Raw genomic sequence first — 21,621 nt, forward strand, 5'->3', positions numbered from 1 at the left:
GATTTAATCGCAACTCGCATTAAAAAGCCACCTAATCGGTGGCTTTTGTGTGTTTGGTTACTTTAAGCTGTGCTTATTAAAACTTCATTTCTATTTTACCGTACACGTAGCGTCCGTTAAATCCATACGGCGAGAAGCTAGAGTAAGCAAATAAACGTGAGAAGGTGGTTACATCGTCAACATTTTCACGGGTTGCATCTGGGTAAACATCAAAAATGTTATTAGCCCCTAAGCTCAGCGATAAGTTTTCGCTAAGCGAGTAGGCGACATCTAAGTCGGTTATCCATTTAGGCTTAAGCACTTCGTTACGTTCTGGGATATCTGAAGGGTCTTGAGTTTCGCCGTAACGCGTTGTTCTAAGCGTGGTGCGTATGTCGTCGTTAGTCCATGTTGCGCTTAAGTTGTACTTATTACGCGGTGTGCTTACTTCAAAACGACGCAGCTCAGTGCCTGAGAACAGGTTGTCTTGATCGAACCCTGCACCTTGCAGCTCTGCTGGTGGGTCGATAATATTTGTTACTTCATTTTTACCGTAGTTGTAACCTAGGTTAAAGGCTAAATCGCCATAACCATCAGTTGCTACATTATAAGAGGCAACCACATCCACACCACGGGTTTTACTGTCAATTGCATTTAAGAAGAAACGACCTTGATTAGCACCTGTGCCTTGAAGTAAATCGGCAATAGCATCGCCCGATAAGTTGTTTGATAACACAATACGGTCATCAATTAATATTTGGTAGTAATCAACCGACAAGCTGAAATTAAAGTCGGTAGACCATGTAAAACCAACGCCGTAGTTTGTTGCTTCTTCTGCATCAAGACCAGGTGAGCCCAGTGCTTTTGCTACATCGCTGCTTGGTGCGAACGTACCTGTTTCGGTTGGTTCGCCATCAACAAATACAGTGGCCACTGAGGTAAAGTATTGTTGCTGCAAAGAAGGTGCTCTAAAGCCTGTTGATACAGAGGCGCGCAGCGCTAAGTCTTCAGTTAATGAATAACGAGTCGCAACTTTACCGTTAAGTGTATCGCCAAAGTCTGAGTAATCTTCATAACGGGCGGCAACCGCTAAATTCCAATCGTCGGTTAGGTAGGTTTCAAGGTCTATATACAAGCTCACGTTATGGCGGCTATTATCGCCCTCTGATTCGGGTGTAAACCCCGGGAATACTTGTGCGCCCGCTGCGCCAAATGGGCCATCGACTGGGTCGGTTACTGCGCCTCCTGGGCCAAATGTGCCTTGTGCATATGAAGCTTCTTCGCCTGCATCTATTTGGTATCCTTCGCGGCGATACTCAGCACCTACAGCTACACTTACCGAGCTTTCTAAAAAGCTGACGTCTACTTCGCGACTAAAATCAACGTTTAAGGTAAGTTGATCGTAGGTAAGTGTTCCGGCATCAAAGCTTGTTTGGCTAGTCGGGCCGTATGAGGTATTTAAACTATTTATAACACCAAACTCAAATGCATCTTGACCATATACAGCCGATACATCGTAATTCCATTCACTTACAAAACCTTTAGCGCCAAGTGCCAGTGAAAAGTCATCTATGTCTGAGGTGATAACAGGCAAAAAGCCATCAGGGTAAACTTCTTCTATATTACGGCTATCGCTTGCACGGCGATAAAAACCACCGCCTTCGCCTTCGCGTTTGCTGTAAGAGCCAAACGAATATAAATCTACTTCGTTTGTTAATTGGTAACCTGCGTTATAAAACACTGAAAAGTCTTCAACATCGCCATTACCAAAGTTATGGTTATATCGATTTACGGTAAGTTCACGAGGGTCTAACGAGCCATCATCTAATCGTGCGTAGTTTTCACGATTATCGTAGTCAGAGCGGTTAGTTGAATGGCGGTCGCGGTATTCTGTTGAAATGTTTAAAAAGCCATTATCGCCAAGTTCAAAACCCATATTACCTTGCAGCGTTAGTGTTTGGCCGTCTGTTAAAGAGCGATCGCCCCCTTCAGTAAAGGCTAAATTACCATCACTGCCTTCAGATACAGACTCAAGCTGTGGTACACCGTCCATTTCGGTTACGTTAGCACCATATATAGCCGCAACTGAACCACCGCTGCTGGCACTTTTAAGCACAATATTAATAACACCGGCTATAGCATCAGAGCCATATTGGGCTGCTGCACCATCACGTAATACTTCAATGCGGTCGATAGCATTTGCTGGAATAGCATTTAAATCAACTGATGATGAACCACGACCCGTTGAGCCATTTAAGTTAAGTAATGCATTACTGTGGCGGCGTTTACCATTAACAAGCACTAAAGTGTGATCAGGTGCTAAACCACGAAGTTGAGCAGGGCGTACATGGTCGCTACCATCAGTAAGTGATGCTTGCGGGAAGTTAAAGCTAGGTAATAAATTGCTAAGTAGGGCATTCGTTTCAGTAAAGCCTGAATTTTTAAGTGCATCTGCACCAATTATATCGATGGGTACTGCACTGTCTTCTACTGTACGGCCTAATCGGCGAGAGCCAATTACGCTTATTTGTTCGATGTTTTCTTCTGCTTTGGTTTCTTGCTCTGCAGCATTTACTGAGAGCGAACCAACTAGTGCAGCTGATGCACTCATGGCGAGTAATATTTGTGGTACCGACTGCTGTAATTTTAATAACGGTTTTCTATTCATGCTGTATTTCCCCATACCCATTGAATTATTTTAGTTTATTACAAAAAGATAAAGATTAAACCTCTTTGTTACCTTGAACATATACTTAATTAACAAAGTCAGTCAATTGAATAACATTCAATTAATTTAAGGTTTTTTATAATTACATTTGGTTGTTTTTTATAATGACCATTGTTTTAGTTATATAGCGAAGGTGATTGCTAAGTAATTGATGGATAATGAATTATATTTAAAAATTAAATTTAACGTTTAATTAACTGGTAAGATGAGGTTGGTAGATTTAACTAATTATTTGTAGGAAGCCATTTTTATTGGGCTGGCAATAAACAACTGTTGAGCTATAAATATTTTTAAAAATATAAAATAAAAATACACCCATTAAATGTTAACTAAATTAACATTTAATGGGTGTATTATAAATTATGTACTACTTATTAGAACCTATACTTTAAAGCATGAAGTAATTTTGTTTTTATAAGTAATTGGTATAAAAAAGAGTGCTAGAAATAGTGTTAAAATTTAATTTTTCCAATAAGTATGTCTTTAAACATTACCCAATCTCCCCACAAACTGTAAAAAGGGTGTTTAAAAGTAGCAGGGCGGTTTTTTTCAAAAAAGAAATGCCCGACCCACGCAAACCCATATCCAATAACAGGTAATAGCCACAATAAACTGTAGTGTTGTTTTAATAATGCTATTGCGATTACAACAAGAACGAGGGTGCTTCCTATAAAATGTAAGCGGCGGCAAATCACGTTGCGATGCTCTTTTAAATAATAAGGGTAGAAGGCTTTAAAGCTTTTAAACGTGGGGTTTGTACTTTGCATAGTGTGCTCTTTTATTGTTTTTTATTTTAATGAGGGTAATGCTATTAAAGCGTAAGTTTACATTTGTTTACAGCGATAAATGGCGCTTAACGCATCTATATAGACAAAAGGGCTAAAAGTTAATAGCTTAGGCGCACTATTAATAAATAAGAATGGAACTCGGGATGTTTAAACATACTCTAGCGTGTGCTGTAATTGTAGCGCTTAGCGGCTGTTCAGAGCCAACTAATACGGTAACTCAAGAAGAAGTAAAAGCACCTATGAAGCAAGTTAACGCAGTTATATACCCAGAAACAAAAAAAGGCGATATCGTAGACACCTACTTTGAAGAAACCGTTAGTGACCCATATCGTTGGCTTGAAGATGATATGAGCAGCGAAACTGCCGATTGGGTTAAAACGCAAAACAATTTAACGTTTTCTTATTTAGAACAAATACCTTATCGCGATAAGTTAAAGCAGCGCCTTGAAAAACTAATGAACTACGAAAAAATAGGCCCTCCTTTTACTGAAGGCCATTACACCTATTTTTATAAAAACGATGGCCTGCAAAATCAATATGTTTTGTACCGTAGTAAAGATGGCGGCGACGTAGAAGTATTTTTAGACCCAAACAAGTTTAGTGAAGATGGTACGACGTCTATGTCGGGTTTATCGTTTTCAAAAGATGGTTCATTGCTCGCGTATCAAATATCTGAAGGTGGCAGCGACTGGCGTAAAATTATTGTTATTGATGCACATACTAAAGAGCAAGTTGAAGAAGCGCTTGTTGACGTTAAATTTAGTGGCATTGATTGGTTAGGTAACGAGGGCTTTTATTATTCAAGTTACGAAAAACCTAAAGGCAGTGAGCTGTCGGCTAAAACAGATCAGCATAAAGCGTATTACCATAAGCTAGGTACTGCACAATCTGCAGATAGTGTTGTATTTGGTGAAACTGATGAACAAAAGCATCGCTATGTAGGCGCTGATGTAACTCATGACGGCCGCTACTTACTTATTTCAGCTAGTACGTCTACTTCAGGCAATAAGCTGTTTATAAAGGACTTAACAAATAAAAACAGTGAGTTTGTAACGGTTGTAGGAAATACTGATTCAGATACATCAGTTATTGATAACGAAGGCAGCAAGCTGTTTTTAGTTACTAACCTTAATGCACCAAACAAAAAAGTAGTGACGGTTGATGCAAGTAACCCAAGCCCTGAAAATTGGGTTGATTTAATTCCTGAAACCAAAAACGTACTAAATCTTACAAAAGGCGGCGATACCTTTTTTGCCAACTACATGGTTGACGCGATTTCGCAGGTAAAACAGTACAACAAAAAAGGCGAGCTAATTCGCGAAATTACATTGCCAGGCGTGGGTACAGCACGTGGTTTTGGCGGTAAAAAAGATCAAACAACGCTTTATTATTCGTTCACTAACTACAAAACACCAGGTACTACTTATACGTTTGATGTAGCTACGGGTGAATCGGGTGTTTATCGTAAGTCGGCTATTGATTTTAATAGTGATGATTACACGTCTGAGCAAGTGTTTTACACATCAAAAGACGGCACTAAAATACCGATGGTAATTACCTATAAAACAGGCATTAAGCTTGATGGATCAAACCCTACAATTTTATACGGTTACGGTGGTTTTAATATTAGTTTAACGCCAAGCTTCAGCCCCGTTAATGCAGTATGGCTTGAGCAAGGTGGCGTATACGCCGTCGCTAATATTCGCGGTGGTGGTGAGTACGGTAAAGACTGGCACAATGCAGGCACTAAATTGCAAAAGCAAAATGTGTTTGACGACTTTATTGCGGCGGCTGAGTACTTAAAAGATAAAAAGTACACATCTAAAAAGCGCTTAGCACTTCGCGGTGGATCTAATGGTGGTTTGTTAGTTGGCGCAGTGATGACGCAGCGCCCAGACTTATTTCAAGTGGCTCTACCTGCTGTAGGCGTACTTGATATGCTGCGCTACCATACATTTACTGCCGGCGCTGGTTGGGCATACGACTATGGTACCAGTGAGCAAAGTAAAGAAATGTTTGAATACATTAAAGGTTATTCACCACTTCATAATGTAAAAGCAGGTGTTGAGTATCCAGCTACTATGATCACAACTGGCGATCATGATGACCGCGTTGTCCCTTCGCATTCGTTTAAGTTTGCAGCTGAGCTTCAAGCAAAGCAAACAGGTAATAACCCAACGCTTATTCGTATAGAAACAAACGCAGGGCATGGTGCAGGTACACCAACGAGTAAAACAATTGAGCAGTACGCTGATATATTTGGTTTTACGTTATACAACATGGGCGTAGAGTCGTTATAAAAGCGCTTTAACAAAATAGCTAACTTTAATAGCTGAGCAAAAAGGCCGAGTAAATTAAATTTACTCGGCCTTTTCAATGTTAGCAGTTAGCAGTTAGCTACTGCATAGGTGAAAACAATCGTTGGTATGTTTTATAGGCGTACTCGTCGGTCATTCCACTCAAATAATCGCAAATTATACGCATCCCTTGGTTTTGCTTTTGCGCTTCTATGTATTGTGCTTGTGTTGTTTCGGGCAATAAACGCAGCGGATCGCTAGCAAAAGCGGTAAATAACTCTATTAGCAAATTTTGACCTTTAAATTCTATTTGCTGCATTTCGGGGTCACGTATTAAACGTTGAAACACAAAATGCTTAAGTATTTGCAATACACTATCGTATTGGGCATCTAATTTAGCGGTGTACTTTAAAATAGGGCATTCAAAGTTATCGTTTTGAATATCCAAATGTATATGAATAATAAAGGTATTAACCAGCTCACCTATGGCATCTTTTCGCTCATAATCATTTTTTGAAAACAAGCGCTGGGTCAGCGATTCAAGCATGTCGTTTAGCCAGTCAAAGTTTAGTGCTTTTAAATGGGGCAGAGCATGGGTTTGCCAATCGTCTAATGTGAGTACGTGGGTTGCAATGGCATCTTCTAAGTCATGTACCGCGTATGCTATATCGTCGGCATGTTCCATTATGGCGCTGTCGAGCGATTTATACGTTGTTTTAGCGCGGTACTTATCAATAGCGGCATGGTTACCTAGCAATGTTTTATCGTTTTGACTCAGTGGTTCTACTATCCAATTGAATATGGCTGCATCGTCGTTGTATAACCCTTTGGCAGGGCGCCAATCATCTGCTTTTATAAATGCACGACCGGTTGTGGCATCGGGAATGGTATGCCAAAGCGTATTAATAAACGCGGGGTATTTTATAAAACCTAATAAAGTACGACGAGTTAGGTTCATACCGTGCCCATTACTATAGGGCTCAAGTTTTGCAACTATGCGCAGTGTTTGTGCGTTACCTTCAAAACCACCGTGATCGCGCATCATGTAATTTAGCGCTATTTCACCACCATGACCAAAAGGCGGATGGCCAATATCGTGCGCCAAACACAGTGTTTCTAGCAGTCCAGTTGATGGAAAGTGCGTAAAGTCGCTATGTTGCGCTTTTAAATGGCGCAATATGCCGGTACCAATTTGCGATACTTCTAAAGAGTGGGTAAGGCGAGTGCGGTAAAAATCGTTTAGGCCAATACCCATAATTTGGGTTTTAGCTTGCAAACGCCTAAATGCTGCGGCATGAATAATACGCGAACGGTCGACCTGCCACGGCGAGCGGTTATCGTTAGGACGATGTTTATATTGCTCTATTATTCGGCTTTGCCATTGTTTATCCATACTGCTTACTCACACATAGTTAATATTATTAAACTTTGCTCAGTATACCCATGGACTTATAAATTGCGAATGAACAAATGCACTACATAGGCTCTGTTTTATCTAAAACCCAAATCCACTGCTGAAAATTCAACCGTAAAAGGTCATCAAATCCCAGTTATTCGCGTTTATAAAGTGGCTTAGGTATAATGCGCCTTCGTATGCTTGTGTATTAACCATGCATAGTTGTTGTTTCAAAGAGAGAATACATGTTAAAAACGATTTTTAAGCTTTTACTAACCGTGTTTTTTGTATGGGCGCTTGCATATCCGTTTATACAAAATGATGATGTTGAACTAGATGAACAAACGTCAGAACAACCAAAAAAAGTGAAGAAAAAAGAAAAACCATTACATAATGTAAAACTGCCAAAGTTTTCAGAATTTAGTGATGTTAAAGAAAAAAAACATGCATTTTTTAGCTTTATTCGTCCGCACGTTGAAGCCGAAAACAAAAAAATATTACAGCAACGCGCTAAGCTTGAAATAGCACGCATGATGCTACAAAACGAATTACCTTTAGAAAAAAAGCAAAGCAAAGATATTGCAGCAATATTAAAGTCGTACGGCTTACCAACCACCATTGATACGCTAATACTTACGCAAGCACTACGCCGTGTTGATATAATCCCTAAAGAATTAGCGCTTATGCAAGCTGCAAATGAATCGGCGTGGGGCACATCGCGTTTTGCACGTATTGGCCTTAACTTTTTTGGTCAGTGGTGTTACACAAAAGGTTGTGGCATGGTACCAAAACGCCGTAATACTGGAGCTGCACACGAAGTTGCTGCGTTTAAATCGGTAAGAGCTGCTATAAACTCTTATTTTAAAAACATAAATACGCATCCTGCTTATAAAGATTTACGCGCAATACGTGAAAACTTACGTCTTGAGCAAAAACCAATTTTAGCGACTGAACTTACACATGGTTTAATGTCTTACTCTGAGCGCGGTGAAGCGTATATAGAAGAGCTAAACACGATGATTAGCCAAAATAGAGCCTACTTTGATGAATAAATACATTTTTAATTGCACCAACGCCATTGCGTTAGTGCTGCTGGGCATGAGTGCATTTAATGTTAATGCAAGAGAATTTGTTATGTCGTATGACGGTTTTTATGACCGATTAAAAGTTGTTAACAAAGGCGACTTCCAATATGCGCGAGTTAATTTTTATATAAGTGATATAGCAACTAATGAAGCGTGTGCCATTAAAAGCGGCACTATTTTAACTGAAAGAAACGAGTACCCACTTAACTTCACCGATAAAGCACAGCTATTATTACCGTTCGATAAGCAACTTGATACAGATAAAGCCGTCATTGTGGTGCAGCCACAAAATCCAGATCATGATTGCCAATTAAAACTTCAAATAGAAGCAAACGAACTTGAAGATTTAACATTTTCAAAGCAGTCGTTATATACCATTAACGAAGAACTTGATGAGCTGTTAACTGATTTATCGGGCTTTTTTGTAAGTAAATTAATGTGGTTTTTATTACCAGAGCAAAAGGGCGTAGCAGTTACATTTAAAAGCCCAATTCAATTTGATGATAAGAGCATAACGTGTGAAAAGTCAGTGTGTTATTTTGCAGTTGAAGATAGCTGGGAAGATGATAGCGCAGTGCTTGGCGATATATCGAACGTTATTAAAGTAACGCCTTGGATTGTTAAGTAGCTCACATACAAAAAGCGGCATTTAGCCGCTTTTTTTGTACCAAAATCAGTACTCTTTTTTAGTCTTTGGTTTTTATTTAATAAGTGGTGCTGATGAATCGCGCTGCATTAAAGTAGGTTCAAAAAAGCGATTTATAACGAGGTTTTTATTTTGATATACGTCTTTAAGCACTAATTTAGCTGCCATTTCGCCCATTTTCCCGACCGGATTATCTATGGTCGTGAGTGTAGGGTATAGGTAGTTTGCAAAAATAACGTTATCAAATCCAACAATCGATAAATCAATTGGTAAGTTATAACCGTGCTCTCGTGCATACTTCATGGCACCGGAAGCCATTTCGTCATTGGCGCATACCAGTGCAGTAAAGCTAAGTTTTTCATCAATAAAATGTTTTAAGCCTTTACTACCGCCAGTTTCGTTAAAGTCGCCAATATAATAAAGCGTAGGATCAAATTTAACACCAGCCTCTGTGAGTGCTTGTTTGTGACCTTCAAGTCTATTAAATGCATCGGCTTTAAACTGCGGGCCTGCAATATACGCTATTTGTGTATGGCCTTGATTTAATATCGATTTAGTGGCTAGGTAACCACCTAATTGATTATCTAGGCTGATACAGTTGTCTTTTAGTTGCTCTACGTAACGGCTCATTAAATAAACGGGTGTAGAGCCTTGGCTTAATTTTATTAGGTAGTCGTCTGAGACGGCTTCAACGTGCAAAATAATGGCATCGCAGCGTCTGCTAATTAAAAACTCAATGCCTTCTTGTTCTTTGTCTTCTTCACTGTGCCCGGTGGTAATAATAACGTGTTTACCCGCAGCACGAAGCTCCGACTCAATACCTGCCATCATTTGGGCAAAGAAAGGACCATGTAACTCAGACACTAAAATACCGACACTGTTAGTACAGTTAGAGGCTAAAGATTGCGCAATTGAGTTAGGCTTGTAGCCAAGCTGCTCCATGGCATCAAGCACTTTTTGTTTGGTTTTATCGCTTACACGGGTATTTTTGTTCATCACGCGAGAAACGGTGGCTAACGATACGCCCGCAAGCTCTGAGACTTGATAAATTGTTGCCATGTTATTTGTTCACTCGCTTATCCTTAACTACTTCGGCTAAATAATACCTTAGAGTATATATCTTAACTAGCTGTTAGTTTAGATTGAATATTTTCAACAACCTGATTAGTCAGTGTATATTTTTTCATTATGTAGGCAACAAATAAAGATCCAAAAGCAGGTAACACAGTAAATGAAAGTAAAATACCGTGTTGAGTATCAAGTGTTTGTACTACATCGGCCTGATAACTGTAAAAAGATAACAACCAGCCTGCAATTGCGCCGCCTACCGCCACGCCCATTTTAATAAAAAATATGACGCCTGAATAAACTAAACCCGTAATGCGTACACCTGTTTTTTCATGCCCGTAATCTATGGTGTCGGCCATTTTTGCCCACAACAAAGGGGTTGCCATATCTAAAAAGAATTTCCATAAAATAAAGGCAGTAAATGCGAGTACTAATTGATCTTTACTAATAAAGTAACTAAAACCACAAATAGCGGCGGCAATAACTTGTAAGCTTATATAGGCTTTTATTTTACAAAAGCGCTTTGCAAGCGGTTGAGCTAAAGCACACCCTAGCATGCTTGCTGCAACGCCTAGTGTCATAAATAAGGTGATTAAATCGTCTCGACCTAAATAGTATTTTACGTAGTAAACAGCAAGCGTAAGCCTTAATACTTGACCGGTAAGTAAAAAAAACGCAGCTAAGCAAAGTGTTCGCCATTGATCGTTTTTAATTAATGCTTTAATACTTTGGGCAAAAGGAATGTTTTGCTCTTTTGGCTGTTGTATACGCTCTTTTGTGCCTAAAAAACAAAGTAAAAAAAGTACAAAGCCTAAAATGCTCATTGCAGTCATGGTGTATTGATAGCCCTTAGCAGCATCGCCTTGGCCAAAGTACTCAACCATTGGCATAGTACAACCCGCTACTATTACGCCGCCTAACATACCAAATACAAACCGGTAAGACTGAATAGTCACGCGCTCTTTTACATCTGCAGTAAGTACACCGCCCAATGCACAATAAGGAATATTGATAGCGGTGTAAGCCACCATAAGTAGTGTGTAAGTAGTAAAGGCATAAATTATTTTATCGGTGCCTTCTAAATCAGGCGTAGTAAACGCTAAAATACTAATAATGGCAAAAGGAAGTGAAAGCCAAAGTAGGTAGGGGCGAAAGTGCCCCCAGCGCGTATGTGTTTTGTCAGCAAGGTTGCCCATTAATGGGTCGGTTACGGCATCAAAAATACGTACTGCTAAAAACATAGTACCGACAACAGCGGGTGATAAACCCACTACGTCTGTGTAGTACAGCATTAAAAACATCATAACTGTTTGAAAAATGATATTACTGGCGGTGTCGCCTAAGCCATACGCTATTTTTTCTTTTACACTGACCATGATTATTTATCCCGCTTTATACTTGTTTTTAGTTATGGGTATGCTCTTATCTTTTAGAGATGAGTTCTTTATAAGCTAAGCCACTTTTTTTAATAGTGCGTTGCTGGGTTTTATAATCTACATACACAATACCAAAACGTTTTAAATAGCCTTCAGCCCATTCAAAGTTATCCATTAGACTCCAAGCAAAGTAGCCATGTATAACAACACCTTGTTCAATTGCATTATGAACCGCGTTTAAATGAGTATTATAATAACTTAAACGGTCTAAGTCGTTAACTGCACCATTATTATACGTATCGGGCATTGCTGCACCATTTTCGGTTATATAAATAGGCGGTAAGGTGTATGTTTTATTAAGCGATACGAGCAAGTCGGTGAACGATTGCGGGTAAATTTCCCACCCCATATCAGTTAGCGGGCCCGTAGGTGAAATAGGCTCATAAATGTCAGCAGGGTGCGCTTTATAAACTTGGCGGGTATAAAAGTTAATACCTAAGTAATCAATAGATTGAGAAATTAGTTCCAAATCGCCCTCAAGAATTTCAGGCTGATGGTTTAATGGTAATTGATTAATTATATCAGGATATTGGGCATCAATTATTGGTTTTATATACCACTGATTAAGATAGTCGTCTGCAAATGCAGTGGCTTTTAAGTCTTCGTCACTTTGAGTAAGGCTATAACACGGCGTAAAGTTAAGCACTATGCCATTTAATGTATTAGGCGAGTTTTGCTTTAATACGCTCATAGCGAGTCCGTGGGCTAATAATAAATGGTGCGCTGCTTTACGGCCATATTCTTTACCCACTTTACCTGGGGCATGAATACCAATTTCGTAACCTAAAAACGCACTACAAAATGGTTCATTCAATGTGGCATAAGAGTGAACGCGATCGCCAAAGGCTTTGGTAATTAAATTTACGTAATGTTCAAAAGCGTAAGCTGTTTGTCTGTTAAGCCAACCGCCTTCATCTTCAAGGTGTTGCGGTAAATCCCAGTGGTACAAAGTAACAAAGGCTTTAATATTGCGACGTTTTAGCTCATCTAAAATATCAGTATAAAACTTAACGCCTACAGGATTTAACTTTCCGTCTTGAGTCATAACGCGAGGCCATGAAATAGAAAGCCTGTAAGCATCAACACCTAGAGACTCTATTAAATCTATGTCTTGTTGCCAATTGTTGTAATGATCGCAGGCAATATGACCATGTGAATTATCAGCAATTTTACCTGCAGTACTACAAAAGGTATCCCAAATACACGGTAAGCGATGCTCATACCCGCCCTCTATCTGAAATGATGCTGTTGCTACACCATAAACAAAGTCTTTTGTTAATAGAGGTGAATTAAATGGTAATGATATTTTTGTCATTGGTTACAAACCTTTTTGAGAACTTAATTGCACGCTTAGCGCCTATTTTTACTGACTTTCAGCGGTTACAAAACATTATTAAAAATAAAAGTTGTTGAAATATGTAACATGTTCGTATTTAATTAGCCGTGAAAGCGCTTACATTTTTAGATTAATGTTAATTAATCTTCAGGTCAACTCTTTAATACTGCGCCTTAGCGGGGTTTGTATTAATTACTTACTGAAGATCAATTTATAATAATAAATTGCGGAGAGCACATGGCTAGTTCAGCACCACTGACATCACACACACAGTCGCAAAACCACCAAGATAAAAACTATGGTTTTGCACTTACATCTTTAACTTCACTATTTTTTATGTGGGGTTTTATTACCTGCTTAAATGATATTTTGATTCCGCATTTAAAAGCGGTTTTCGATTTAACTTATGTTCAAGCAATGCTTGTGCAGTTTTGCTTTTTTGGCGCTTACTTTTTAATGTCACTCCCTAGTGGATACATTGTTAAAAAGCTTGGTTATAAAAAAGGAATCGTGGTTGGGCTTTTAATTGCGGCAGTAGGGTGTATCTTATTTTACCCAGCAGCGTCTTTACATAGTTACTCTGTATTTTTATTCGCTTTATTTGTACTTGCCAGCGGCATAACGTTATTGCAAGTATCTGCTAATCCTTACGTAAGTTTGTTGGGCTCACCAAAAACTGCGTCATCTCGACTTACGCTTACCCAAGCTTTTAATGCATTAGGTACCACTGTTGCGCCATCATTTGGTGCTCTGTTAATTCTAGACTCAGCGTCAGAAGCCTTTTTAACACCGGCTCAAAATGCAGAGTCAGTTCAACTTCCTTACCTCCTTTTAGCTGCAATGCTTATTTTACTAGCCGGTATTTTTGCTTGGCTTAAATTACCAGACATTATGAGCGAGCAAAAAGCAGAAGCCGAAAAATCAGAGGCAATTGAAGGCAGTGCTTGGCAGTACCGCCATCTTGTATTAGGTGCTGTGGGTATATTTATGTATGTAGGCGCCGAAGTGGCAATTGGTAGCTTTTTAGTAAGCTTTTTAGCACAAGAAAATATAGCAGGGCTAAAAGAGAATGTTGCAGCTCATTACATCACTTATTATTTTGGTGGTGCTATGGTTGGGCGTTTTATTGGTGCTGCTGTAATGCAAAAACTACCCGCAGGTAAAGTACTTGGCTTTAACGCAACCATGGCTATTATTTTAGTCATTATTGCCATGAGCACGTCGGGTCAATTAGCAATGTGGTCAATACTATTGGTTGGTTTATTCAATTCGATTATGTTCCCAACTATTTTTAGTTTAGCGTTAAATGGACTTGGTAAGCATACCGCTCAAGGCTCTGGTATTTTGTGTTTGGCGATTGTAGGTGGTGCAATAGTGCCACTTTTACAAGGTGCGCTTGCTGATAGTGTGGGTGTTCAACTTTCGTATGTTTTACCTATTTTATGTTACATATTTATTGTTTTTTACGGCCTACGAGGCAGCAAACCAGTATTAGTGAAGGAGCCATCATAATGAAAACGACTTTTAAACTTAATGCATTAGCAATTGCAACGTTAGTAGGAAGTGTTACTGCACTAAGCGGATGTACTAACGAAAGCAATGTTGAAAAAGTAAATGTTGAAGCGCAATCAAAGCTTGAGAAAATTTGGCCAAAGCTTTCAATTGCAGTGAAAAAAGACCCTGCTATTGAAGCTCAAATTGTCACGTTTTTAGAAAATATGACGCTTGAGCAAAAAGTAGCGCAAATGATTCAACCAGAAATTCGTGATATTACCGTTGAAGACATGCGTAAATATGGTTTTGGCTCTTACCTCAATGGCGGTGGTGCTTTTCCTAATGGCGATAAGCATGCAACGCCAGAGGATTGGGTTGCACTTGCAGAAAAAATGTATCAAGCATCTATTGATGACTCAGTGGACGGCAGCAAAATTCCGACTATGTGGGGCACCGATGCAGTACATGGTCATAATAACGTAATTGGCGCGACACTTTTTCCACATAACATTGGTTTAGGCGCGGCTAATAACCCAGATTTAATAGAGCAAATAGCGTCTATTACCGCAGTAGAAGTAATGGCTACGGGGATAGATTGGGTATTTGCACCCACTGTAGCAGTAGTACGAGACGACCGTTGGGGCAGAACGTACGAAGGCTATTCTGAAGATCCAAAAATTGTTCACGATTACTCAGCAGCGATTGTAAATGGATTGCAAGGTAAAGCCGATGGCGACTTTTTAAGTGATAAGCGCGTTATTAGCACGGTTAAGCACTTTATTGGCGATGGCGGCACCGTTGATGGAGATGATCAGGGAAATAATATAGACAGCGAGCAATCGCTATTTGATATTCATGCCCAAGGTTACGTAGGTGGTTTGTCGGCGGGTAGTCAATCTGTTATGGCATCTTTTAATAGCTGGAATGGCGTTAAAAATCACGGCAATAAATACTTACTTACAGATGTATTAAAAACACGTATGGGTTTTGATGGTTTTGTAGTGGGTGATTGGAACGGCCATGGGCAAATTAAAGGCTGTACTAACGAAAGCTGCCCAGAAGCGGTAAATGCTGGCCTTGATATTTTTATGGTACCAACAGGTGCGTGGAAGCCGCTATATGAAAATACAATTGCACAAGTAAAAGCAGGTAAAATAAGTATGAGCCGCATTGATGATGCGGTTGCACGTATTTTACGCGTTAAGTTACGCGCTGGGTTATTTGATAAACCAAGTCCGGCTAAGCGTCTTTACTCGGGTAAAACAGAGCTTATTGGCGCGCAAGCTCATCGCGAAGTAGCACGTCAAGCTGTGCGCGAATCGCTTGTATTACTTAAAAATAAAAATAACCTATTACCTATTGCAGCTAATCAACGCGTACTTGTTGCAGGTGATGGTGCCAATAACATAGGCAAACAGTCGGGTGGTTGGAGTATTACGTGGCAAGGGACTAATAATAAAAATGCAGACTTCCCTGGAGCAACGTCAATTTACAAAGGGCTTGAAGAGCAAATATCTGCAGCAGGTGGAAGTGTTACTTTAAGTGCTGATGGTACGTTTGAACAACGTCCTGATGTTGCCATTGTTGTATTTGGTGAAGAACCTTACGCAGAAGGGCACGGCGATAAAGATAATCTAGAGTTTGAGCGCGGAAATAAAAAGTCATTAGCACTTTTAAGCTCGCTAAAAGAGCAAGGCATTCCTGTTGTATCTGTGTTTATTTCAGGTCGACCTATGTGGGTGAACAGCGAACTTAACGCATCTGATGCGTTTGTGGCTGCATGGCTACCTGGTACAGAAGGTGCGGGTATTGCTGATGTGTTATTAAAAGCGGCAGACGGCACCATCCAAAATAACTTTAAAGGTAAGCTATCGTTTTCTTGGCCTAAATCGGCGGTACAAACTGCGGTTAATAAAGGCGATGAAAATTACGATCCATTACTTCCTTATGGTTTTGGTTTAACGTATGGCGATAAAAATGTGCTAGCTGACGACCTTGATGAAGACTCTAAACTTGATAACTCAGGGCTTACGAGTATGGATATACTTGTTGGTGCACCTGTAGCGCCATGGCGCTTATTGTTAAAATCGGGCGATGAGCTTTTAGATGTATCGAGTAGTACGCATGAATTTGGTGCAATTAAATACCGTACTGAGGACAAAACAGTACAAGAAGACGCGCGCCAATTTAACTTCAGCGGTGCAGAAAAAGCCAGTGCTGAAATAGTAACGAGCTTTGCAGAAGATACCATTGCCTACGTTGAAGCAAACAGTGTGATTAGCTTTGATATTAAATTAAACGAAGCACTAACGAGCGATGTAGCCCTTGCTATGACTTGTTCTGGTGAGTGTGGTGCAAGCATTGATTTAGCAAACGTAGTTGATAAAACTATTGAAAATAAATGGCAGTCAGTATCAATCTATTTAGGTTGTTTTGCTGATAAGGGTGTTAATTTTGCAAGCCTAACAAGCCCATTTAGCTTACACAGCAATGGTAAAGCATCAATTTCTGTAGCTAATATTCAGTTTGTACCAAATAAAGCGGACGAGGCTACGCTGTCTTGTAAGTAGTTTATTAACTCTATTGTGTGTATACCAAAGCCCTTCTAATGAAGGGCTTTTTTTATGGATAGATGTTAGCTAGATAAAATATGGTAGTTTAAATATAGTTGTTTTTAATGCGCTTATAAGTCACTTAAAAGCAATTAACTTTTCGTGAGTAAGTTTTTTTCATCAAAGGTTACTACTTTGTCTCGGCCAGTTTCTTTAGCTAAGTAAAGGCGTTTATCGGCATAAGCGAGCAGTTCTTTTATAGTTGCATTCCCATTAATTGCATTACTTACCCCAGCGCTTACGGAAAGTTTTATATGCTGATTTTCATGATAAAAAGCTTGAGTGCTTATATTCTTTCTTAATAGCTCAGCATCACTTTTTGCTGCACCAAGGGTGTAATCAGGTAGTAAAATGGCAAATTCTTCTCCGCCAATTCTGGCACTAATACCTACATTTAAAAATTGCTCTTTAATAAAGTGAGATATCCACTTAATTGCGTGGTCGCCCGCTTCGTGACCAAACTGATCGTTTACACGTTTAAAAAAATCAATATCGAGCAAAATAACAGACACATTTTTGTCTATATTTTTAGGATCACTTAGTGCTTCTTTACTTTTTGTAAAAAAGCCACGGCGATTAAGTAATTGGCTTAAAGTATCGGTGTTAGCAAGGCTTGAAAGTGTATGCTCTGTATTAGAAGCCAGCAGGTATGGCAATATTAGTGCGCTACAAGTGGCCAAAATTAAATGACTACTTAAGATAAGTTGCAGTGGCTCTATGTAGTTTGGCGAATTAATACTAAAAATAGATATTGCCAATAGTGTTGTTTGTATGAGCATTAAAATGCTGTGAATTGAAAAACAAACTATCAGCGCTTTTTTTTGCAAAGTGGCTACAAAGTTCATCTGCTTAATAATATATGCGGAATATAGGTATAAAACCGAAATAATTAAGCTTGTCAGCATTTGCCCTGCAGGGTCTGAATATATGGGTAATAAAGCAACCCCAGTTAATCCAAGGAGACAATAAAGAGGTTTTAAGTTTAGTGCCTTACTGTGCTTATATTTATTTAACCCAATAATAATTAATAATGGACTTAGTAATATAAAAATATCAGCCAAATAGTGTGTAATAAAAGGCGCGTCTATTACTAACTTTAAACAGGCAAGTAACTCGGCAAATGCAAAGGTAATGCATGCTAGGCCAAATAATAAAAATGATGTTTGTTTTTTAAAGTTATGTACGGATAAAAAAAACAAGCCTATTAATACGTTAAGAATAAAAGAGAGACTGATCACAGTAGGCAGGTGTAGCATTTAAGATTCTCTTTTATTAAAGATAGGCGTGGTTGGTGTGGAAAACTTGCTGATTATTATGTATTAATGTTTAAAGGTCAATATGGGTAAAAAGTAGTAATTTACCCATATATCTAATTTGAAAGGGATTTTAACTGAACGAATATTAACGCCCGCTAAACCAAGCTCTCTAAAGCCGATTTTATATCAGGATGATGAAAACGATAATTGTTAACGAGTGCCTTTTTAGGGACTACAAATTGCCCCATTGTTAGTAAGTCTGACATTTCACCCATCAATAGTTTAAGTACTGGGGTTGGCATAGTGATAAATGCAGGTCGAGAGAGCGCCTCGCCTAAGCTTTTACTAAATTGAGCATTGCTTACAGGGTTGGGTGCTGTTGCGTTAACAGGGCCTGATATTTCTGGGTGTTTAATAATAAAGAGTATTAGCTGAATCATATCGTCGATGTGTATCCACGACATGCCTTGCTCGCCATTACCAATCGGGCCACCTAAACATAATTTAAAAGCAGGTAACATTTTTCCAAGTGCACCTCCTTTTTTAGCTAAAACAATACCCGTTCGCAAAAGGCATACTCTGGTTTGTTCTGATTGGGCGAGTAGTGCTGCATTTTCCCAGTCTTTACAAAGCTGGTGGCTAAATTCATCGTGTGGGCGTTCAAAAGTTTCATCAATAGGATTACTATTTTGTCGACCATAAAAACCAATTGCACTGCCAGATATAAAAGTATGCGGGGGTATACTACAGGCTTTAATAGCTTCACTAATTTGCTGTGTAATATCAATACGACTGTTTCGTATTATTTGCTTTTGTTTGTCGCTCCAGCGTTTATTTACAATCGGCTCGCCAGCGAGATTAATAACGATATCAACAGTGTTAAAGTCAACATCACTAATGTCACTTACGGCTTTAACTTTGTGGCCTAATAATACGTTTGCTTTAGTTGGATTGCGGCTAAGTACAGTAACAGTATTATGATGAAGTAAAAAAGGGCATAAGTGCTTACCAATTAATCCGGTCGCGCCAGTTATAAATATATGCATTATTCATCCTTACAATAAAATAGAAGCAAGTGATTAAAAAACATACTCGCTAGCAAACAGCTTTGCAAATTTATACGTAAAACAGGCTTTTATGATCACTTCGTAATTATTTCATTTAATTACCTTTTGCCTTACACTGGGACGATATAGTTAATAAAAGGATTAATAAATTGGCAAGTTTAACTGGAGTAAATAAAAGCTTAATAGTTTTTGCTTCCTTAGTAGTGGTCCTCGCTGGAATAAAAGCCGCGAGTGTAATTATTATTCCGTTTATTTTGGCGGCATTTATTGCCATTATTTGTAACCCGCTTATCAAGTTTTTTGCGCGCTACAAAATTCCTAAAGGCATTGCAGTTATGTTGGTCGTGCTGATTATAGTTGGCTTAGGGGTAAGCCTTGGCGGGCTTGTAGGGCAATCTATCAACGACTTTTCTCAGCAGCTTCCTGAGTATAAAACACAACTTAAAGAAGAGTTTGTATGGCTGGTCGATTTAGCATCTCAATACAACATACTGATCAATAAAGATCAGTTAATTAATATGTTCGACCCTGGCAAAATGGTTGATGTGGCCACTAATATGCTCACTGGGTTAGGTGGCGTAATGGCAAACATGTTTTTAATTATTTTAACGGTTGTTTTTATGCTGTTTGAAGGGCCAATGCTGAGCAAGAAAATACATATGGCACTTGAAGACCCTGATAGTAAAATGAAGCAAATTGACCGCTTTTTAGAATCTATTAATTCATACTTGGCAATTAAAACGCTAGTAAGTTTAGGGACGGGTATTATTGCTGCGTTTTACTTATGGATTTTAGACGTTGACTACTTTGTGCTTTGGGGCGTGTTGGCATTTATGTTCAATTACATTCCAAATATAGGTTCAATTATTGCGGCTGTACCAGCTGTATTACTTGCCCTTATTACTCAAGGCCCATTAGTGGCAGGACTTGTTGCTGCAGGATATTTAACAATAAATACGGTAATGGGTAATATTGTAGAGCCTAAATTTTTGGGTAAAGGGCTGGGTCTTTCAACGTTAGTGGTGTTTTTATCATTAATATTTTGGGGCTGGTTATTAGGTACTGTGGGTATGCTTTTATCTGTACCATTAACAATGATTGTAAAAATAGCCCTAGAAGCCAGTGCAGAAGGCAAGTGGGTTGCCACTTTATTGGGCAGTGGTGAAGACGTTACTAAAAATAACTAACATTTATAACCATCAAGGGCTGTAAAATTAAAACCCTTGATGGTTAAGTTATCAATAAATACAGGGCTATTAATTAATAAACGATTTAATAGCGTCATCCACTGCGTATATTGCGCCTTCTAAATATCCTGCTTCTTGTTTTGCAAACTCACTCGCTACAAAATGAATATTGAGGTTACTTAATTGCTCTTCCAAGTTTGAAAAATCAAATTCTGGGTGCTGTGAAGGCTGAGTTTGATCGTCTTTATTAGCTACAAATTTATCCTCTGCCCAGTCTTTAATAAAGTATCCGGTTGCCTTTTCAGCATCCTTACCATAAAAGTAGCTGAGCTGTTGGGCACAGGCTTAAATTAATTGCTCTTGAGTTACTTGGTTTCGTGATAAGTAGGGCACACCTATAAAGCCAAATAATGCGGCGTAATTACTATCCTCAGCACTGGCATCGTGAATCTCGACCATAGGGCCTACGCGGCTAAAGCTTTGCCCAGATAAGTTTTTATCACGCCAAAATGCATGTTCAAAAGTAGCTATAAACTTGGCTTGTCCTGCCATCCATGTAGGTACGCTGCTAAGGCGGTTTATGAGTGTTGGAGTCGCCCATAGTTCAGGTGTTAAATGCGTTGTAACCATACGAGGAGGAATTGCTGAAATTAATTTGCCAGTAGTAAAGTGCTTTATATTGCCTAAGTGATTAACCGTAATTAGCCAGTTATTATCACCTTTTTTAAGCTCAGTGACATTATGTTCTAATAATATTGAATCAGGATTAAGCTGCTCATATAAGGCAGTTATTAAGGTATTCATGCTGTGTTTGAGTCTAAATAGTTGCATATCTCCAGCACCTGCAATTTGTTGAGGTTGTTTGAAGTTAGGTGCTTGATATAACACATCACCTTTATGGTATTGCTCAAATATACTTAAGTTGAGTGACTTTATTAGCGCTTGAATTTTTGGTTGGTGGGGAAATATCCACGTAGGACCCAAATCAAAACTAACATCGTTATTTATTGGTGATTGCGCGGCAAAAATTCGGCCACCTAATTGCGATTTAGCTTCTAATAATAAGTACTCAATATTAAGTAGTTGTAATTTATACGCACTGTATAAACCAGCAAGTCCGCCACCTATAATAATTACTGGTTTGGTCATCTGTTTATCTATTAGTTTTTAGCAATCTACTAGTAGGTAGTTTGTTTTGGTATGAATAAATTGTCAAGTAAGCTATAGGGAGTGAGTAAAGAAACGT

At 38.9% G+C, this 21,621-nt stretch carries 14 protein-coding genes and 1 pseudogene; 6 read left to right on the top strand and 9 right to left on the bottom strand.

The genetic code is table 11. The features are described from left to right. Positions 1 to 76 precede the first annotated feature (76 nt). Positions 77 to 2,647 (bottom strand): TonB-dependent siderophore receptor, encoded by a 2,571-nt coding sequence (locus H5089_RS04925; RefSeq protein WP_182711618.1) that lies wholly within the window; start codon positions 2,645 to 2,647, stop codon positions 77 to 79. Between the two features lie 512 nt (positions 2,648 to 3,159). Next, positions 3,160 to 3,474: a DUF962 domain-containing protein gene (locus H5089_RS04930; RefSeq protein ID WP_182696450.1), complete on the bottom strand. Its 315-nt coding sequence runs from the start codon at positions 3,472 to 3,474 to the stop codon at positions 3,160 to 3,162. 164 nt (positions 3,475 to 3,638) lie between these two features. Here H5089_RS04930 and H5089_RS04935 point away from each other — a divergent pair, with 164 nt between their 5' ends. Next, a complete protein-coding gene (locus H5089_RS04935) occupies positions 3,639 to 5,795 on the top strand; it encodes a prolyl oligopeptidase family protein (RefSeq protein ID WP_182711619.1) in 2,157 nt (718 codons plus the stop codon). Positions 5,796 to 5,892: 97 nt separating this feature from the next. Here the strand turns inward: H5089_RS04935 and H5089_RS04940 are convergent, their stop codons facing one another. After that, complete coding sequence (locus tag H5089_RS04940) at positions 5,893 to 7,185, bottom strand: anti-phage deoxyguanosine triphosphatase (protein ID WP_024606442.1); 1,293 nt, start codon at positions 7,183 to 7,185, stop codon at positions 5,893 to 5,895. 248 nt (positions 7,186 to 7,433) lie between these two features. Here H5089_RS04940 and H5089_RS04945 point away from each other — a divergent pair, with 248 nt between their 5' ends. Continuing rightward, the gene (locus tag H5089_RS04945; RefSeq protein ID WP_024606443.1) at positions 7,434 to 8,240 is read left to right on the top strand and encodes a glucosaminidase domain-containing protein; all 807 of its coding nucleotides are present in this window, start codon (positions 7,434 to 7,436) and stop codon (positions 8,238 to 8,240) included. After that, positions 8,233 to 8,901, top strand: coding sequence for a DUF2987 domain-containing protein (locus H5089_RS04950; protein ID WP_259396044.1), 669 nt, complete (start codon positions 8,233 to 8,235; stop codon positions 8,899 to 8,901). Before H5089_RS04945 ends, H5089_RS04950 begins: the two co-directional genes overlap by 8 nt. Before the next feature lie 72 nt (positions 8,902 to 8,973). Here H5089_RS04950 and H5089_RS04955 read toward each other — a convergent pair whose 3' ends face one another. The 3 genes from H5089_RS04955 to H5089_RS04965 all read right to left on the bottom strand — a co-directional run bounded on the left by H5089_RS04955 (position 8,974) and on the right by H5089_RS04965 (position 12,738). Further along, positions 8,974 to 9,978: a LacI family DNA-binding transcriptional regulator gene (locus H5089_RS04955; protein ID WP_182197719.1), complete on the bottom strand. Its 1,005-nt coding sequence runs from the start codon at positions 9,976 to 9,978 to the stop codon at positions 8,974 to 8,976. Positions 9,979 to 10,040: 62 nt separating this feature from the next. Further along, positions 10,041 to 11,363, bottom strand: a complete 1,323-nt coding sequence (locus H5089_RS04960; protein ID WP_182711620.1) for a glycoside-pentoside-hexuronide (GPH):cation symporter — start codon at positions 11,361 to 11,363, stop codon at positions 10,041 to 10,043. 46 nt (positions 11,364 to 11,409) lie between these two features. After that, positions 11,410 to 12,738, bottom strand: coding sequence for a GH1 family beta-glucosidase (locus tag H5089_RS04965; protein WP_182711621.1), 1,329 nt, complete (start codon positions 12,736 to 12,738; stop codon positions 11,410 to 11,412). Positions 12,739 to 12,996: 258 nt separating this feature from the next. On the opposite strand from H5089_RS04965, the gene H5089_RS04970 reads away from it, so the two are divergent. Both H5089_RS04970 and H5089_RS04975 read left to right on the top strand, forming a co-directional pair. Next, complete coding sequence (locus H5089_RS04970) at positions 12,997 to 14,271, top strand: sugar MFS transporter (protein WP_182696455.1); 1,275 nt, start codon at positions 12,997 to 12,999, stop codon at positions 14,269 to 14,271. Continuing rightward, positions 14,271 to 16,823 carry an exo 1,3/1,4-beta-D-glucan glucohydrolase gene (locus H5089_RS04975; RefSeq protein WP_182711622.1) on the top strand — a complete coding sequence of 851 codons (2,553 nt, stop codon included), beginning with the start codon at positions 14,271 to 14,273 and terminating at the stop codon, positions 16,821 to 16,823. The genes H5089_RS04970 and H5089_RS04975 overlap by 1 nt, the downstream gene beginning before the upstream one ends. Before the next feature lie 134 nt (positions 16,824 to 16,957). Here the strand turns inward: H5089_RS04975 and H5089_RS04980 are convergent, their stop codons facing one another. Beyond that, positions 16,958 to 18,121 carry a GGDEF domain-containing protein gene (locus H5089_RS04980; RefSeq protein WP_182692543.1) on the bottom strand — a complete coding sequence of 388 codons (1,164 nt, stop codon included), beginning with the start codon at positions 18,119 to 18,121 and terminating at the stop codon, positions 16,958 to 16,960. A 155-nt stretch (positions 18,122 to 18,276) separates the two neighbouring features. Continuing rightward, the gene (locus tag H5089_RS04985) at positions 18,277 to 19,167 is read right to left on the bottom strand and encodes a TIGR01777 family oxidoreductase (RefSeq protein ID WP_182711623.1); all 891 of its coding nucleotides are present in this window, start codon (positions 19,165 to 19,167) and stop codon (positions 18,277 to 18,279) included. Between the two features lie 170 nt (positions 19,168 to 19,337). Here H5089_RS04985 and H5089_RS04990 point away from each other — a divergent pair, with 170 nt between their 5' ends. Continuing rightward, positions 19,338 to 20,375, top strand: coding sequence for an AI-2E family transporter (locus tag H5089_RS04990; RefSeq protein WP_024595420.1), 1,038 nt, complete (start codon positions 19,338 to 19,340; stop codon positions 20,373 to 20,375). A 69-nt stretch (positions 20,376 to 20,444) separates the two neighbouring features. Here the strand turns inward: H5089_RS04990 and H5089_RS04995 are convergent. Beyond that, a pseudogene (locus tag H5089_RS04995) lies at positions 20,445 to 21,524 on the bottom strand (flavin monoamine oxidase family protein). Positions 21,525 to 21,621: the final 97 nt, after the last annotated feature.

The organism is Pseudoalteromonas sp. SR45-1, assembly GCF_014163655.1.
In the GTDB taxonomy this organism is placed as follows: Bacteria; Pseudomonadota; Gammaproteobacteria; order Enterobacterales; family Alteromonadaceae; genus Pseudoalteromonas; species Pseudoalteromonas distincta.